Origin of the sequence: Bacillus cereus group sp. BfR-BA-01316, from assembly GCF_022664195.1 — a bacterium.
In the GTDB taxonomy this organism is placed as follows: domain Bacteria; phylum Bacillota; class Bacilli; order Bacillales; family Bacillaceae_G; genus Bacillus_A.
Genome location: NZ_JAKUGX010000022.1, coordinates 49773 through 66574 on the forward strand (window position 1 = coordinate 49773; position 16802 = coordinate 66574).

The window sequence follows — 16802 nt, forward strand, 5'->3', positions numbered from 1 at the left end:
GTGACTGTTGGTAACATAATATTGAAAATAAACAGAGAAGGAGAAACTTCTCTGTTTATTTTTGTGTGTTTTTCGCAACCTTTTCTCGAACAGTTTGAATGTAATTCATTTTATGATCCCAACATTCTTGGCTTAAATCTACAGGGTACTCTTCAGGATTTAAAGTTCGCATATATTCTTCCCAAAATAGTGAGAGGCTGTGTTCGTTATATTTTTGAATGTCTAATATATTAGGTAATTCATACGTTCTTTTACCGTTAACGAAAATATCTTGATGCAGTTCGCGTGCTTCAAAGTTTGTTACGAATTTACTTATATATGTATGAACAGGATGGAACATTTTTAGACGTTCTTCTTTACCAGGTTCTTCAGACTCTAAAGCAATATAATCGCCTTCTGCATGATCGTTAACACGGTTAATAATACGATAAATTCGTTTAAGTCCTGGGGTTGTAATTTTTTCAGGGTTAGATGAGATTTTAATCGTATCATTTAATTTTCCGTCGGTATCTTCAATAGCAACTAGTTTATAGACAGCACCTAATGCTGGCTGCTCAAAGGATGTAATCAGCTTTGTGCCAACACCCCATACATCAATTTTTGCCCCTTGAGATTTCAAGTGCATAATCGTATATTCATCTAAATCGCTAGAAGCGATAATTTTTGTGTTTGTAAATCCAGCTTCATCAAGTTGTTTTCTTGCTTCCTTTGATAAATATGCCATATCACCACTATCCAGACGAATGCCATAAAAATCGATACGATCCCCGAACTCTTTTGCAACACGAATCGCATTTGGAACACCAGATTTTAATGTGTCGTATGTATCGACAAGAAATACACATTTTTTATGTGTTTCAGCATATTTTTTAAATGCAACATATTCATCGCGATATGCTTGAACGAAAGAGTGGGCATGTGTGCCAGCTACAGGGATGCCAAAACGTTTCCCTGCGCGAACGTTACTTGTAGATGAAAACCCACCAATAAAGGCAGCGCGTGTGCCCCAAAGGGCAGCATCAAACTCATGAGCACGTCTTGTACCGAACTCTAAAAGCTTATCATTATTTGCAGCGTGCTTCATACGTGCAGCTTTTGTAGCAATTAATGTTTGGTAATTTACAATATTTAAGAGGGCGGTTTCAATTATTTGTGCCTCGCCGAGTGGTGCGTCAACACGTAATAAAGGCTCATTATTAAAAACAACTTCACCTTCTTGCATACTGCGAATCGTGCCAGTGAATTTCATGTTTTGTAAATAATGAAGGAAGTCTTCTTCAAATTGCAGCTCTGCTAAATAAGCGAGATCACTTTCAGTAAAGCTGAAATTTTCTATGTACTCTACAATTTTCTCAAGACCAGCAAAAATAGCATAGCCATTTTCAAACGGAAGCTTTCGAAAGTATAGATCAAAAACAGAACGGCGAGTATGAATACCATCTTTCCAATATGTATAAGCCATGTTGATTTGATATAAATCTGTATGTAAGGCATAACTATCGTCTTTATAATGATTCATTGCGAAAACACCTCCGTAATTTGGTTATAGTATACCAATTTTCCACCCTTCGTAGCAAAGAAGTAATAGAGGATTGAAGTCAAGAGAGAAAAAAATGAAATAATGCATATTTTTTAGAAAATTTACATTTATCAATTTATATTTCTCCAGATTTTATGTATTATTAGAGTAATGGGGGTAATGAGAATGGAGGAGGACAATGCAACAAACATTAGAAAAAATAGGCAAGCAAGTTTTTTATAAGCGGCTACAGCAAAAAATGACACAAGAAGAATTATGTCAGGGCATTTGTTCTGTCTCATACTTAAGTAAGATCGAAAATGGGAAGATAGAAGCATCAGAAGAGATTCTACAATTGCTCTGCACAAGACTAGAAATTGCTGTGACGGATTTGAGAGATGTAGAAGAAGATGTGAAAGTGAAGTTGGACGAGTGGTTGAATGCATTAATTCATTTGGACAAGCAACAGGTAGAACGCATATATGAAGAGTTACAAGGTGAAATGAAACATGTTTTAGATTTTGAAATCATAAATTATTATAAACTACTTTATACGCGGTATTTAATTATGAAAAGGGATTTTCCTGCTGTTGAAGAAGAGTTAGAGAGCTTAAAGAAGATGTACAAAAAGTATTCACCATTTCAGAAATTATTATATACGTATAGCAAAGGGTTATATTATTTTTTACAACATAAATATAAGAAGGCATTAGAGTACTTAGCTCGAACAGAAATAATGGCGAAGGAACAAGGGTATCATGAAAATGGGATATATTTCAATTTAGCTCTTGTTTATAATGAATTAGAAGTTGAACATATGACTTTACATTTTGCTAATGTGGCAATGGAAGGGTTTAAGAACGAATATAAGTTCCGTTATGTGATAAATTGCCAATTACTCATTGCACTGAGTTATATACAAAAAAAACAATATAATGAAGCGCTATCTATTTATAATAATATTTTGAGAGAAGCGAATTCTTTTGCTGATAAAGAAAGCATAACAGCTATTGCTTTAAATAACTTAGGATTCTTGTACTATAACTTAAAAGATTATGCAAAAGCTAAAGATTATTATTTGCAATGCTTACAGTATAAGAAGGAAGAGGATTTAAATTATATTGATGCAGTATATGAGATTGCTTTACAATGTATTGAATTAAAAGAGTTTGAAGAAGCGAAAGATTGGATTAGTAAAGGGATAGGTGTCGCGAAGAGGGATGAAAAGTATAAAAGTATGCTGTATATACTTTTAATGCTTAAGAATAAATACTTTGAAACTAAAGATGTTTATAAAAAGTTTTTAGAAGTTGAAGCAATCCCATTTTTTAGAGGCGAAGAGAATAAAAAGGAATTAAAAAGGGTGTATTTAGAACTAGCAGAGTATCATGAAGAATTATTAGAGTTTCGAGAAAGTAATAGCTATTATAAATTAGCAATTAATTTATTAGAAGAAAAGGGAGGAAAATAATATGAAAAAAATAATTATTGGTGCTTTGGCTTTGGTAGCTGTATTAGTGGTATTGGAGCCACAATATGCTTGGACATCGGATATCTATGGCCAAGGAGAGAAGGTAGTTGAAGTAGTAAACTCTTAGTAAAAACCCCTTTCCAATCGGAAAGGGGTTTTTTCAATATTTGTTCCTCAAAATTCTACAAAACTTGAGAAATTAATTATTTGAATTTTTAGTATATTAATAGTGGAAACATAATGCTAATATAAAATTACTCTTTTTCAAAAATTTTTTATTAGGGGGAAGGTTATATGAAAAGGAAGAGTTTAGCATTAGTTTTAGCGACAGGAATGGCAGTTACAACGTTTGGAGGGACAGGCTCTGCGTTTGCGGATTCTAAAAATGTACTCTCTACGAAGAAGTACAATGAGACGGTGCAGTCACCTGAATTTATTTCTGGTGATCTAACTGGAGCAACTGGCAAGAAAGCGGAATCTGTTGTGTTTGATTACTTAAACGCGGCAAAAGGTGATTATAAGCTAGGGGAAAAGAGTGCGCAAGATTCTTTCAAAGTGAAACAAGTGAAGAAAGATGCAGTAACTGATTCAACGGTAGTGCGTATGCAACAAGTTTACGAGGGAGTGCCTGTATGGGGTTCTACTCAAGTAGCTCACGTAAGTAAAGATGGTTCTTTAAAAGTATTGTCTGGAACAGTTGCACCTGATTTAGACAAAAAGGAAAAGTTGAAAAATAAAAATAAGATTGAAGGCGCAAAAGCGATTGAAATCGCGCAGCAAGATTTAGGAGTAACACCTAAATATGAGGTAGAACCAAAAGCGGACTTATATGTATATCAAAACGGTGAAGAAACAACATATGCATATGTTGTGAATTTAAACTTCTTAGAGCCAAATCCAGGAAACTATTATTATTTCATTGAGGCGGAAAGCGGTAAAGTGTTAAATAAATATAATAAACTTGATCATGTAACGAATGATGATAAGTCACCAGTTAAGCAAGATGCTCCTAAACAGGATGCAAAAGCGGTTGTAAAGCCTGTAACAGGAACGAATAAAGTGGGAACTGGTAAAGGTGTATTAGGAGATACGAAATCGCTTAATACAACGTTATCGGGATCATCTTACTACTTGCAAGATAATACACGTGGAGCAACGATTTTCACATATGATGCGAAAAATCGTTCGACGTTACCAGGAACATTATGGGCAGATGCAGATAATGTTTTTAATGCAGCATATGATGCAGCGGCAGTTGATGCTCATTACTATGCAGGTAAAACATATGATTATTATAAAGCTACATTTAACAGAAACTCTATCAATGATGCAGGAGCGCCATTAAAATCAACAGTTCATTACGGAAGTAAGTATAATAATGCATTCTGGAATGGCTCACAAATGGTATACGGAGATGGTGATGGTGTAACATTCACTTCATTATCTGGTGGAATTGATGTAATTGGACACGAATTAACACATGCTGTTACGGAAAATAGCTCGGATTTAATTTATCAAAATGAATCAGGAGCATTAAATGAAGCAATTTCTGATATCTTTGGTACTTTAGTAGAATTCTATGATAACCGTAACCCAGATTGGGAGATTGGTGAAGATATTTATACACCTGGACAAGCAGGAGATGCACTTCGTTCTATGAGTGATCCTGCGAAGTATGGTGATCCAGATCATTATTCTAAGCGTTACACTGGTTCAAGTGATAACGGTGGCGTTCATACAAACAGTGGTATTATTAACAAACAAGCTTATCTATTAGCAAATGGTGGTACGCATTCTGGTGTGACTGTAGCTGGTATCAGTAAAGATAAATTGGGTGCGATTTACTACCGTGCAAATACACAGTATTTCACGCAATCTACTACATTTAGTCAAGCTCGTGCTGGCGCAGTACAAGCTGCTGCTGATTTATATGGTGCGAGTTCTGCTGAAGTAACAGCAGTTAAGCAATCATTTAGTGCTGTTGGTGTAAACTAAAGCTTTAAAGGATAGTTATTAATAAAATACCTCAAAAATAAAGAAGGAGCATATGCTCCTTCTTTATTTTTTTCTCCATTTTTTCCACAAATAAAATAATCCGATACAACCTGCGATTGTTACAATCCATTTCGCTTCATTTGTTCCGTTCATAACTTGGTATGCCGAATATACTTCAATCGATAAGGCCGGTATTTTACCTATTGTACTGGCAATACTGAAGGAGAGTAATGACATTTTGCCTAGAGCTGCAAACAAAGTAACGATACTTGATGGAATGAAAGGGATAAAACGAAAAGATAGAACGAGTAGAAAGGCTTCTTTGCCTTCTACGTACAGGAGACGCTCTACCTTTGGGTACTTATTTACTTTGTCGTGAGTGAATTTTTGAAGGCCTATGCGATAAATATAAAACGAGATAATAGCCCCTAATGCTTCACCTGCGATCGAAATGATTGTGCCATTTGTTACACCGAAGAGCTGTATATTAATGGCCGTCAAAAAGATGCTAGGAATAACACCTAATAGACTAATAACAATATTGATCAAGATACTAAGTGGTATTGCGATTGAGTAATATTCCGTTAAGAAATTTTGAATGGTTTCTGTCATAGTGTAAAATCCTTTATCTTTTTTTGAATTACATCATATTTCAATTGTATAGGCAAGTGTAAATTTACATAATATAGATATTTGTCGATACGAACGATACCCAATACCCTTTATGGGTATTTGGTATATAAAATCAGGGGTATATTTAGTTTGTTTAAAAAACACTCCATTAATCCTATATTTAAAGGGTTTATGGAGTGTTTTAGTTGGCGTTTTTATCTGGGAAATAATCCGAAAAACATGGGGGTATATTTTAATGCAGGCGAAAAACAGTGGTTTGATGAAAGTGGATTGGCAAATATAGCAAAATGAATGAGGGATTTTAAAACTGTATACACTTTTTCTTTGTGAAATTGACTTTTAGTGGAGTTACGATAATAATCATGGAAGAGGTGATACGATGAAACGACTAAGTAGTCTTTTCTTGAGTGGTTTATTGGCACTAATGCTGATTTTAAGTGGATGTGCAGGAAAAGAACAAAAAACAGAAAAACCAAAAGAGGATCATTCTACATCAGTAGAAAAAATTAGTGATAATATTTTAGATGAAATGGAAGGGCCACCTAAAAATGGTCATACGATTGAAAGGCATGTAGGCAAATCAGAAGAGGATTTGAAGAATCGTTTGAAGACAGATAAAGTTTCAGCGGCAAGTACATACTATGATAAGGAAACAGCGACAAAGGCTGTGAAAGATAGTTTAAAACAACATGATAAAGAAATTCAGGATTGGTTGAAAAACTCTAAAGAGGCTCGCCTTGTATTGAATACAACTCATTCATTCCCAGTTGGAAAAACGGTAATAAAGAAAAATATGAATGTAAAAGACAAACTAGTAAAGACTGTTACTGTTTTAGCGAGAGATAAATCAGGAGATCTAGGATTTAAGATTATTACTTCTTATCCATCAGATAAATAAAGGGGGGAGTATATATGTATACGACATTACAATACTTTCTTAAATCGTACTGTACGTTAAGTGTTCATGAGGATGAAATAGTAAGCGTGATGGAAGAGTTTATAGAGCAAGAAGACGAAGAAATTGTTTTGAAATTACGCGATGAATTAGTAAATATGAAGAAAAAGAGCGCGTGGGAAGAAGCGTGCGTATTAGCTGCGAAGCAAGGAAATCGTGTGTGGTCTTTAGAAGAAACGAAAGATCATCTGGAAATTTTTTTACTATTATTGCAAAAGAAAAAGGCGTGAGTAGATCACGCCTTTTTGTATACACTTTTTGAAATTTGTCCGTTTGATATTACCTCATTGTTTTGGGGCACTTTTATATACGCTTTTTGAAATTTGTCCATTTGAGAGTACTTCACCGTTTTGTGTTACTTTTTTATACGTAACCGCTGTTATTTTATCACCAGTATTACTAATTACTTGAGAAGAAACTTCAACATTTTTACCAGTATTTGTACCGAAAATACGTGTAGTAATACTACCGCCATTTGAAAATGCTTGAATGTAAATATGCTTACCTGTATTGTTTTTAAATTTTAAATCCGGACCATAATCTGCCACTGCTGCATCTTGCCCAAGTGGTAAATAATTTACGGGCATAGAATGATTGCTTCGAGAAACAATTCCTAAATCTGCCCTTAAAGCTGCGCTGTATAAAGTACTACTTACTTGGCAAACGCCTCCGCCTGCACTTTGTATAATTTTACCTTGTGAATATACTGCTGCGGATTTATAACCATGTGCAGCATCAGTTACGCCAACACGGCCATTAAAACTAAACGTTTCATCAGGTGCTACAATAACTCCACTTAAAGTATTAGCTGACTTATTTACGTTATAGGACTGATTTCCATTACGGCCAGCCATTGGGGTAGAGTATTCAGCAATCACTTCTTTAATCCCCATTTGTTGTATATCTTCTGTAGAACGTTCAGGTTTTATTAGTGTAACTGGTAATGCAACATCGGATGTGCCAGAAGTAATAGCCTGTTTCGTTAAATCGGTTAATTTTCCTTTATCAATTTTTTCCCCATTTTGACTTTGGCTAATATTTACTGTAGAGCCTTCAACACTTAATTCGGCGTTGACAGGATTTTTTAATGTTTCATTATATTTATCCTTTATAAAGGTTTCATAAGTTGTTGTATTTAATTGTGGTGTTAATTTATAGTCACGTTTTACTTCACCGTTTTCAGCTTGCTTACGCATGTTGTAACGATTCATTACGTTCCCTTCTTGTTCTTTAAAGATATTGTCGACAATATCCTTCTCTTTATAATCTACCCCTAAATCTTTCCATGTGTAATTTTGTTTATCATTTTGGAATACGTAGTTAAGAGATTTTTGATTTAATTCATTCACCTTTTGATTAACAATAGCTTGAATATCTGCTTTATTTTTTCCATCAAGAGAAATACCTTCAAATGTAGTGTTGGGTAGTGCAGTTGTATTTAGTTGATTATTTAATTTGGATACATATTGATATCCACCAACCCCACCAGCACAAAGTAAAATGCCACCAGCAATAGCGGAACCGATCAGTATTTTGCTTAGCTTCATTTATTTCCCCCCAGAAAAATTTGTATAAATATATGTATTACATTTTTTGTATAAAAATGATGAAAATAACATTATGTACGTACTAGTATACTATTATTTTCACTATGTGTGTAATGTTTTCATAAAAAATGTTACACTGTTGTAATAATTGTCTCTTTTTGTCACAATATGCATGAGAAATATGTTGAAAATTATAATAAAAAGGCTGCTTAGAAAGATCTAGCAGCCTTTTTATTATAATTTTTTATGCTCATTTTTATTCGTAACATCAAGATGTTCTTGCAGTGTTGTCGATATATCCTGAACGCTTTTTTCGTTCGGAACGTAATAATAAATACCACCTATATATTTATCAGTACCTTCTACTTGTAGCTTATCCATTTTTAAATTTGAATCCATTGAATTTTTTGCAATAGCCATCATATCATCAAAAGTTAAATTTGTTTTTAAGTCGTTATCGACAGCATCTAATAAGCTTCCGATTTTATTAACGGAATTGAGCGATAGTGCTTTTTCAGCAATAGCTTCTAAAACAAGTTGTTGTCGTTGACCACGCATATAATCACTATCAATATGACGAGTTCTAGCCAGTGCAAGTGCTTCTTCCCCATTTAAATGTTGGCGCCCTTTTTTGAGGTGAATAGCATCTGCTTCGTCGCTACTATTTTGTTCTGTGAACTCAACTGGAACGTCGACAGTAATACCACCGAGGGAATCAACAATATTGATAAATGATTTGAAATTAAATTTTACATAGTAATCAACTGGGACATCTAAAAAGTTTTCTACTGTATCAATTGTGCTGTCCACACCACCAAATACGTGTGCATGTGTAATTTTATCATATTTATCACGTGATTTAATGTAGACGCGTGAATCACGTGGAATGCTGACTAGTTTAACAGATTTATCATTTTTATTAATTGTTGCAAGTAGTAATGCATCTGTACGAGTCGCTTTTCCGTAATCTTTTTCCCTAATATCACTTTCATCAACACCCATGATAAGAACAGAAATATTGTCAGTCATAGGCTTTACAGCTTTTTCACGTTTGCTGGATTTATCTCCTCGGCCTAATTCGGAATAGGCGTTGCTTAAGACGGATTTTGCTTTACTGTATATATGGAAGGAATAGCCTCCTGCTCCCATTGCTACAATAAGTAAAGGAATAAGAATGAACCAAAGTAGGCGCTTTTTCTTCGAACGTCCTTTTTTGGCTCGAGTTTCGTTGTTAATGTCGGATTTCATCATTTTTTCTCCTTTAAAACAATCAAAGTGTATACATCTAGAAGCGTATTAAGACACATAAAAAATATTGTACGCTAAATAAAAGGTATTGTACATGTATAAAAAATAGATGTCTTGATTATTTATAAGACATCTATTCGTTATTGTATACAAAAGACAGGGATAAGAAAATGATAAAATTTTTCCTAATTAAAGCATAATACTTACAATAATCGCAGATAAAATGCTAACAAGAGTAGCTCCGTATAGTAATTTTAGGCCGAAGCGGGCAACAACATTTCCTTGTTCTTCGTTTAATCCTTTTACCGCACCTGAAATAATTCCAATGGAAGAGAAGTTGGCAAAAGAAACGAGGAAGACAGAAATGATACCAATTGTACGGGTAGAGAGAGTACTGGAAATTTTGCTAAGGTCCATCATGGCAACGAATTCATTAGTTACAAGCTTTGTTGCCATAATGCTACCAGCTGTGACAATCTCAGAACTTGGTACGCCGATAAGAAATGCAATAGGGGCAAATACATAGCCTATTAGTTGTTGGAAAGTAATGCCGAATATAATGAGGAATAGGTCATTAATGCAACTCATTAATGCGACGAATCCAATGAGCATAGCGCCGACGACAATTGCTACGCGAAAACCATCAAGAATGTATTCTCCAAGCATTTCAAAGAAACTTTGTTTTTCCCCTTTGATTTCCAAAATATCTTCATTATCGTTAACGTCGTAAGGATTAATAATGAGTACGATAATAAAACCACTAAATAAATTGAGAACGAGTGCGGTTACTACATATTTTGGTTCGATCATTGTCATATAGGCACCGACAATGGACATAGATACTGTTGACATAGCAGAGGCGCAAAGTGTATAAAGCCGATGTTTTGGGATTTGGGCTAATTGTTTTTTTACCGTAATAAAAACTTCTGATTGGCCGACAATAGCGGAAGCGATGGCGTTGTAAGATTCTAATTTCCCAAGACCATTTATTTTGCTAAGAAAGAAACCAATCCAATGAATGAAGAATGGTAGTATTTTGAAATGTTGTAATATACCAATTAAGACGGAGATAAAGACAATCGGTAATAATACGTTAAGGAAAAATGACATTTCACCTTTGTTTGCAAGACCGCCAAATACAAAATTTATACCAGATGCAGCGTAGTCGAGTAACTTTGTAAACAAATTAGAAATTATCGTAATAAGTACGAGGCCAATTTCTGTATTTAATAATAAATAGGTTAAAATTAACTGTATAATAAGCATGATGAAAATTGGCTTGAATTTAATATGTTTTTTATTGTTACTAGCAATATAGGCGAGCAAGAAGACGACGATAAGTCCGACAAAGAAAGTGATAAATTTCATAATAAGCCTCCTAAAAGAGATATTCTGATATATATGTTTTTCATTTAAAGGGAGAATATGCATGTTTGGTAAAGAGAGGAATAGAGGAATCATGAATATATGTAGAGTACATCACGTTGCAATTATTTGTTCGAATTATGAAGTGTCAAAAGATTTTTACACAAGAATATTAGGTTTCAAAGCGATAAATGAAGTATACAGAAAGGAACGAAATTCTTATAAGTTAGATTTATGTGTAGGGGGAGAGTATCAAATTGAATTGTTTTCATTCCCAAGTCCACCGAAGCGCCAAAGCTTTCCAGAGGCTGCTGGACTTAGACATCTAGCCTTTGCTGTTACGGATATAGAAGAAGCTGTTAAACATTTAAATCAATGCGATGTTGAGACAGAATTGATACGTGTTGATGAAATAACGGGAAAAAAATTCGTCTTTTTCCAAGACCCCGACGGTTTGCCATTAGAATTGTATGAGGGCTGAAAATTGGTGAATTTTATATAGGGTTGCTTTCAAGTAAATGAAGAAACTAAAGTGAAACTTCTTTATTTAAAGGAGGTGTAACTTTAGCTAAGAAAGGCTAAAGGACATATGTGGATATTTTTAAATTATTGATGGTAGCTGTTCTTATTGCGCTAACAGGTTTCTTTGTAGCTGTAGAGTTTGCAATTATAAAGGTGCGTAGCAGTCGTATCGATCAACTCGTTAGTGAAAAAAGACGAGGCGCATTGGCAGCTAAAAAAGTAACTTCAAATTTAGATGAGTATTTATCGGCATGTCAATTAGGAATTACGATTACTGCTTTAGGGCTCGGGTGGTTAGGAGAGCCGACGATTAAACATTTACTCGAACCGCTGTTTTTAAAATTGGATTTATCTCCTGCAATTGCAAGTACGGCTTCATTTATTATTGCATTTGCAGTCATTACATTTTTACATGTTGTAATTGGTGAACTTGCTCCAAAGACGTTAGCTATCCAAAAAGCAGAGCAAGTTAGTTTATTATTATCGCAACCAATTATTTATTTTTACCGAGTTATGTATCCATTTATTTGGGCTTTAAATGGCTCTGCACGATTTGTGACAGGCTTATTTGGTTTACATCCTGCATCTGAACATGAAGTTGCGCATTCTGAGGAAGAACTAAGATTAATCTTGTCTGAGAGTTATGAGAGTGGCGAGATTAATCAAACTGAATTTAAATATGTAAATAACATCTTTGAATTTGATAACAGGGTAGCAAAGGAAATCATGGTACCTCGTACTGAAGTTGTTGGTTTATATGAAGATGAGCCGTTTGAGACACATATTAAAGTAATCGCACAAGAAAAATATACGAGATATCCAGTATTTGGTGAAGATAAAGATGAAATTATTGGGATGGTTAATGTAAAGGACTTATTTATTCGTTATATGGATGGTAATCGAGATGAAGAGTGTTCGATTACACCATATACACGTCCAGTTATTGAAGTGTTAGAAAATATCGCAATCCATGATTTACTATTGCAAATGCAAAGAAGGCGCATTCCATTAGCTGTATTATATGATGAATATGGTGGCACAGCAGGGATTGTTACATTGGAAGATATTTTAGAAGAAATTGTTGGAGAAATCCGAGATGAATACGATGAAGATGAGCATCCACCTATAGAACATATAAGTGCGGTGTGTAAAATTGTAGATGGGAAAGTACTGATTAGCGAAGTAAATGATTTATTTGGCATACATTTGGTCGCTGATGATGTTGATACAATTGGTGGTTGGATTATGGTACAAAAACAAATCGTTGCTGAGGGAGATATTATTGAGAAACACGGCTTTTCTTTTAAAGTTCTTGAAAAGGATATGCATCAAATTAAGCGAGTTGAAATAAAGAAAGTAGAAGAATGAATGGATTTTCTATTATATAAACTTTAATAAAAAGTATATATAGAAAAATAAATGTTTGCGCTTTCAAAAAGGGTGCTATATAGTGAAGGTGGATACTGAAGAATTCTTTTAATGATACTCGTATTTTATAGGGCGAATTCTTTAGATAAGGATTTAGAATGAAAAGTATAGGTGATGAAAAATGATAGCAACGAAGGATATACGTATAGAAAAAGATTTTTTAGGTGAAAAGGAAGTACCGAGTGTAGCTTATTATGGTGTACAAACATTACGTGCCGTAGAAAACTTTCCTATTACAGGATACCGCATTCATCCGTCACTCATTACGGCAATGGCAATTGTAAAGAAAGCGGCAGCGCTTGCGAATATAGATACAGGTTACTTAGCTAAAGATATCGGACAAGAAATTGCAGAAGCTGCACAAGAGATTGTGGATGGAAAGTTCCATGATCAATTTATTGTAGACCCAATTCAGGGCGGGGCAGGTACTTCAATTAATATGAATACTAATGAAGTAATTGCTAATAGAGCGTTAGAACGTATGGGATACGAAAAAGGTGAATATGCGAAAATTAGCCCAAACACTCACGTGAATATGGCGCAATCAACAAATGATGCGTTCCCAACTGGGATTCATATTGCAACTCTTATGATGCTAGAAGAACTTCTTGTTACAATGGAAGAACTTCACTCTGCTTTTCATGATAAAGCAAAAGAGTTTGATCACGTCATTAAAATGGGGCGTACACATTTGCAAGATGCAGTTCCAATTCGCCTTGGACAAGAATTTGAAGCATATAGCAGAGTGCTAGAGCGTGATATAAAAAGAATTAAACAGTCTCGTCAACATTTATACGAAGTTAATATGGGTGCGACAGCTGTCGGTACGGGATTAAATGCAAACCCTACTTATATAGAACAAGTTGTGAAGCATTTACGAGCTTTTAGTGGTTTCCCTCTTGTTGGTGCAGAGCACTTAGTTGATGCGACGCAAAATACAGATGCGTATACAGAAGTATCTGCAGCACTAAAAGTATGTATGATGAATATGTCTAAAATTGCAAATGACCTTCGTATTATGGCGTCTGGTCCACGTGTTGGGTTGGCGGAAATTCAATTACCAGCTCGTCAACCAGGTTCATCTATTATGCCGGGTAAAGTAAATCCAGTTATGGCAGAAGTAATTAACCAAGTTGCTTTCCAAGTAATTGGAAATGATCATACAATTTGCTTAGCGTCAGAAGCTGGACAATTAGAGTTAAATGTAATGGAGCCGGTATTAGTATTTAATTTAATTCAATCCATCAGTATTATGAACAATGGATTCCGTGTATTCCGTGAATATTGTATTAAAGGAATTACAGCGAATGAAGAGTTGCTTAAGCAATATGTTGAAAAAAGTGTTGGAGTTATTACAGCAGTGAATCCTCATATTGGTTATGAAGCAGCTTCTCGTATTGCACGTGAAGCAATTGCGACAGGAAAATCTGTTAGGGAGCTATGTTTAGAACATGGTGTACTTACAGCAGAAGAGCTTGATATTATTTTGGATCCATACGAAATGACGCATCCTGAAATTGCTGGAGCTTCTTTATTAAAGAATGAAGTGAAACTTTAATCAGTGGGGGCCATCCCCCACTGATTATTAGCCTTCACCAATCGGGCTTTTACGGGCAGCCCGACTCCCTTACATTCGCCGAATTTTGAGGTGGGAGTCTTACTGCCCACAAATAGCGGGGTAAAAAAATGTAATGTAAAAAGCACCGATCCATTTGGATCGGTGCTTTTTTTTAGAAGATATTAAATACAGCGTTTAATTGAAGTAAGCTAATAACAGCTAAGAAGATTAAACTGTATTTCATTGCTGTTTTAAATAAGGCAGATTCTTGACCAACTAGTCCAACTGCTGCACAAGCAACTGCTACAGATTGTGGTGAAACCATTTTCGCCATTGTACCACCTACTACGTTTAACGCAACGAGTGTAGAAGGAACGATGTTTAATTGATCTGCAGTTACTGCTTGAAGCGGTGCGAATAATGAACCACTTGATACTACTGATCCTGTAATGAATACGCCAATCCATCCTAAGATTGGAGAAAGAACTGGGAATGCATTACCAGTAGAAGAGAATGCAAGTCCAAGTGTAGATGACATACCAGAATAGTTCTCTACGTAAGCTAAAGCGATAACGCTACAAATTGTATATACTGGAGCTTTTAGTTCTTTAATTGTTTCAATCATTAGTTCTTTAATCATTTTACCATTTACGCGGTAAACGATAAGTGAAACGATAATTGCTAATACAATCGCAGTAGTTGTAGAAGAGAATACATCAAATTTGAAAATCGCTGCGAAAGGTGTATCAGCTTTTGTAATTGGTGCAGTTTTCATAACCATATTATGAAGACCAGGGAACTGAATGTTAAATACTAAGTTTGCTAATGGACCATCTGGAGCAAATAAAGCTTTAATCGGTTTTAAATTAAAGATTGTTACGAATGCAGTTAAGAATACGAATGGAGACCAAGCATATAAAATTTGATTGAATGTATGAGATTCTTTTTCTTCTTGTTTTTCTTCTTTAGCAGAAGATTTTGGCTGCCAAACACGTAAGAATAATGCAAGAGAGACCATACTTACAACGGCTGCGAAAATATTAGTAAGTTCTGCACCTAAGAAGTAAGTTACAAGGAACTGAGTAATTGCGAAAGAAACACCACTTACAAGAATACCTTGCCAAGTTTCTTTAATACCTTTAATTCCATCGACCATTGAAACAAGTAAGAAAGGTAAAATAATGCTAATGAATGGTAAAATAAGAACAGTTTGACGACCTATAGTTAATGCGTCGAGTCCAGTTAATTGTGCTGGTACTGTAACTGGGATACCCATAGCACCCATAGCACCACCAGCGATGTTAGCTACTAAACAAATACCTGCTGCTTTTAATGGATTAAAGCCCATACCTACAAGTAATGCAGCTGTAATAGCAACTGGAACCCCTAGACCAGCTGCGCCTTCTAAGAAAGCACCGAAAGAATAAGCAATTAATAATACTTGTAAACGTTGATCATTTGTAATGCTTGAAATACTATCGCGAATTATGTTGAATTGCTCTGTTTTAACAGTTAATTTGTAAAGGAAAATCGCTGCAATAACGATAGTACAAATTGGATAAAATCCAGATAAAATACCGAATCCGGCAGATGCTACAGCTACAGTTGCGGGCATTTTATAAACAAATATAGCAAGAATAATAGCGACAATCACACTATAAAGCCCAGCGATGTAACTTTTCATTTTGAGTCCCATTAAACAAATGATGAAACAGAAGATTGGAAGTGCTGCGATTAGTGCAGATAACCAAATATTGTTTAATGGGTCATAAATTTGTGTCCAAGTACTCATAATAATGACAACTCCTATCTATTGTATGTGAAGAAAATCACATTATTTGTGAAACTATTCACAATCGACTTACATGCTTAGTATATTCTCCTTCAACACTATTGTCAACGTGAAAAAGTATAATTATTCCATAATAGTGTTAAAAGTAACATTTTGTTCATAAAGTAGACAAAAAGCGTAATCAAATTGATTTGAATACGCTTCTATAAATTATTTACATATTCTTTCATTTTTTCATATGTCATTGGTCCCACATGCTTATATTGAATGACACCGTTTGTATCGATGACAAAAGATGTTGGAATGCTGATGATTTGATATGCGGCACTTGCCTGTCCTTTCTGATCTAATAGGACGGGGAAGGTGTATTTGTTTTCTTCAAGAAATTGTTTTACATTGTTCGGGTCTTTTTCAGTAGCTGTCGCATTTACAGCGACAATTTCAATCCCCATATCTTTAGTATCATGATAAAACTTTTCCATATCAGGTATTTCTATTTTGCATGGACCACACCAGCTTGCCCAAAAATTTAATATTACTTTTTTTCCTTTATAGTCTGTAAGGCGAACTTCTTGACCGGTGGTTGTTTCCAGAAGGAAATTGCGGGCAACATTGCCAACTTCAGTTCCAATGGGGGTGTTTGATTTTGAAGCTATATCTTCTTTGTTGTCTAATAGGAAGTGATCGATAATAGTCCAGCCAACCGCAATGCTAATTAACGCAATAATAAACCATTTTTTAATATTAAATCATCCTCCTTACTTAAATT

At 34.8% G+C, this 16802-nt stretch carries 16 protein-coding genes; 9 read left to right on the plus strand and 7 right to left on the minus strand.

The genetic code is table 11. The features are described 5' to 3' along the window. Positions 1-55: 55 nt before the first annotated feature. A complete protein-coding gene (locus MR071_RS16725) occupies positions 56-1519 on the minus strand; it encodes a nicotinate phosphoribosyltransferase (protein WP_105586149.1) in 1464 nt (487 codons plus the stop codon). Between the two features lie 199 nt (positions 1520-1718). Between MR071_RS16725 and MR071_RS16730 the strand changes: the two genes are divergently transcribed. From MR071_RS16730 to MR071_RS16740, 3 genes are all read left to right on the plus strand, one after another. Further along, positions 1719-2990: a helix-turn-helix domain-containing protein gene (locus MR071_RS16730; protein ID WP_070140831.1), complete on the plus strand. Its 1272-nt coding sequence runs from the start codon at positions 1719-1721 to the stop codon at positions 2988-2990. A gap of 1 nt (position 2991) precedes the next feature. Further along, positions 2992-3117, plus strand: a complete 126-nt coding sequence (locus tag MR071_RS16735; protein WP_131798947.1) for an NprX family peptide pheromone — start codon at positions 2992-2994, stop codon at positions 3115-3117. Positions 3118-3284: 167 nt separating this feature from the next. Then, the gene (locus tag MR071_RS16740) at positions 3285-4985 is read left to right on the plus strand and encodes a M4 family metallopeptidase (RefSeq protein ID WP_242237032.1); all 1701 of its coding nucleotides are present in this window, start codon (positions 3285-3287) and stop codon (positions 4983-4985) included. A 63-nt stretch (positions 4986-5048) separates the two neighbouring features. On the opposite strand, the gene MR071_RS16745 is transcribed toward MR071_RS16740, so the two are convergent. Next, entirely contained in the window at positions 5049-5597 is a 549-nt protein-coding gene (locus MR071_RS16745; protein ID WP_105586147.1) for a TVP38/TMEM64 family protein, read from the minus strand. A 150-nt stretch (positions 5598-5747) separates the two neighbouring features. Between MR071_RS16745 and MR071_RS16750 the strand changes: the two genes are divergently transcribed. From MR071_RS16750 to MR071_RS16760, 3 genes are all read left to right on the plus strand, one after another. Continuing rightward, positions 5748-5909, plus strand: coding sequence for a hypothetical protein (locus tag MR071_RS16750; RefSeq protein ID WP_242237035.1), 162 nt, complete (start codon positions 5748-5750; stop codon positions 5907-5909). A gap of 88 nt (positions 5910-5997) precedes the next feature. Continuing rightward, positions 5998-6516, plus strand: coding sequence for an RNase A-like domain-containing lipoprotein (locus MR071_RS16755; protein ID WP_105586146.1), 519 nt, complete (start codon positions 5998-6000; stop codon positions 6514-6516). 14 nt (positions 6517-6530) lie between these two features. Further along, positions 6531-6803, plus strand: coding sequence for a hypothetical protein (locus tag MR071_RS16760; protein ID WP_242237037.1), 273 nt, complete (start codon positions 6531-6533; stop codon positions 6801-6803). A gap of 54 nt (positions 6804-6857) precedes the next feature. Here the strand turns inward: MR071_RS16760 and MR071_RS16765 are convergent, their stop codons facing one another. The 3 genes from MR071_RS16765 to MR071_RS16775 form a co-directional block, all read right to left on the minus strand. Then, positions 6858-8120, minus strand: a complete 1263-nt coding sequence (locus tag MR071_RS16765; RefSeq protein WP_242237040.1) for a VanW family protein — start codon at positions 8118-8120, stop codon at positions 6858-6860. A 234-nt stretch (positions 8121-8354) separates the two neighbouring features. Further along, complete coding sequence (locus MR071_RS16770; protein WP_305037873.1) at positions 8355-9371, minus strand: LCP family glycopolymer transferase; 1017 nt, start codon at positions 9369-9371, stop codon at positions 8355-8357. Between the two features lie 186 nt (positions 9372-9557). Next, positions 9558-10736, minus strand: coding sequence for a NupC/NupG family nucleoside CNT transporter (locus tag MR071_RS16775; protein WP_105586142.1), 1179 nt, complete (start codon positions 10734-10736; stop codon positions 9558-9560). A 91-nt stretch (positions 10737-10827) separates the two neighbouring features. Here MR071_RS16775 and gloA2 point away from each other — a divergent pair, with 91 nt between their 5' ends. The 3 genes from gloA2 to aspA all read left to right on the plus strand — a co-directional run bounded on the left by gloA2 (position 10828) and on the right by aspA (position 14241). Next, positions 10828-11214, plus strand: coding sequence for an SMU1112c/YaeR family gloxylase I-like metalloprotein (gloA2, locus tag MR071_RS16780; RefSeq protein WP_105586198.1), 387 nt, complete (start codon positions 10828-10830; stop codon positions 11212-11214). Positions 11215-11324: 110 nt separating this feature from the next. Next, a complete protein-coding gene (locus MR071_RS16785; protein WP_242237044.1) occupies positions 11325-12623 on the plus strand; it encodes a hemolysin family protein in 1299 nt (432 codons plus the stop codon). 181 nt (positions 12624-12804) lie between these two features. Then, entirely contained in the window at positions 12805-14241 is a 1437-nt protein-coding gene (gene aspA / locus MR071_RS16790) for an aspartate ammonia-lyase (RefSeq protein ID WP_105586140.1), read from the plus strand. A gap of 172 nt (positions 14242-14413) precedes the next feature. Here the strand turns inward: aspA and MR071_RS16795 are convergent, their stop codons facing one another. Both MR071_RS16795 and MR071_RS16800 read right to left on the minus strand, forming a co-directional pair. Next, the gene (locus tag MR071_RS16795) at positions 14414-16033 is read right to left on the minus strand and encodes a lactate permease LctP family transporter (RefSeq protein WP_105586139.1); all 1620 of its coding nucleotides are present in this window, start codon (positions 16031-16033) and stop codon (positions 14414-14416) included. A 203-nt stretch (positions 16034-16236) separates the two neighbouring features. Next, positions 16237-16776 (minus strand): redoxin domain-containing protein, encoded by a 540-nt coding sequence (locus tag MR071_RS16800; protein ID WP_309243138.1) that lies wholly within the window; start codon positions 16774-16776, stop codon positions 16237-16239. Positions 16777-16802 lie beyond the last annotated feature (26 nt).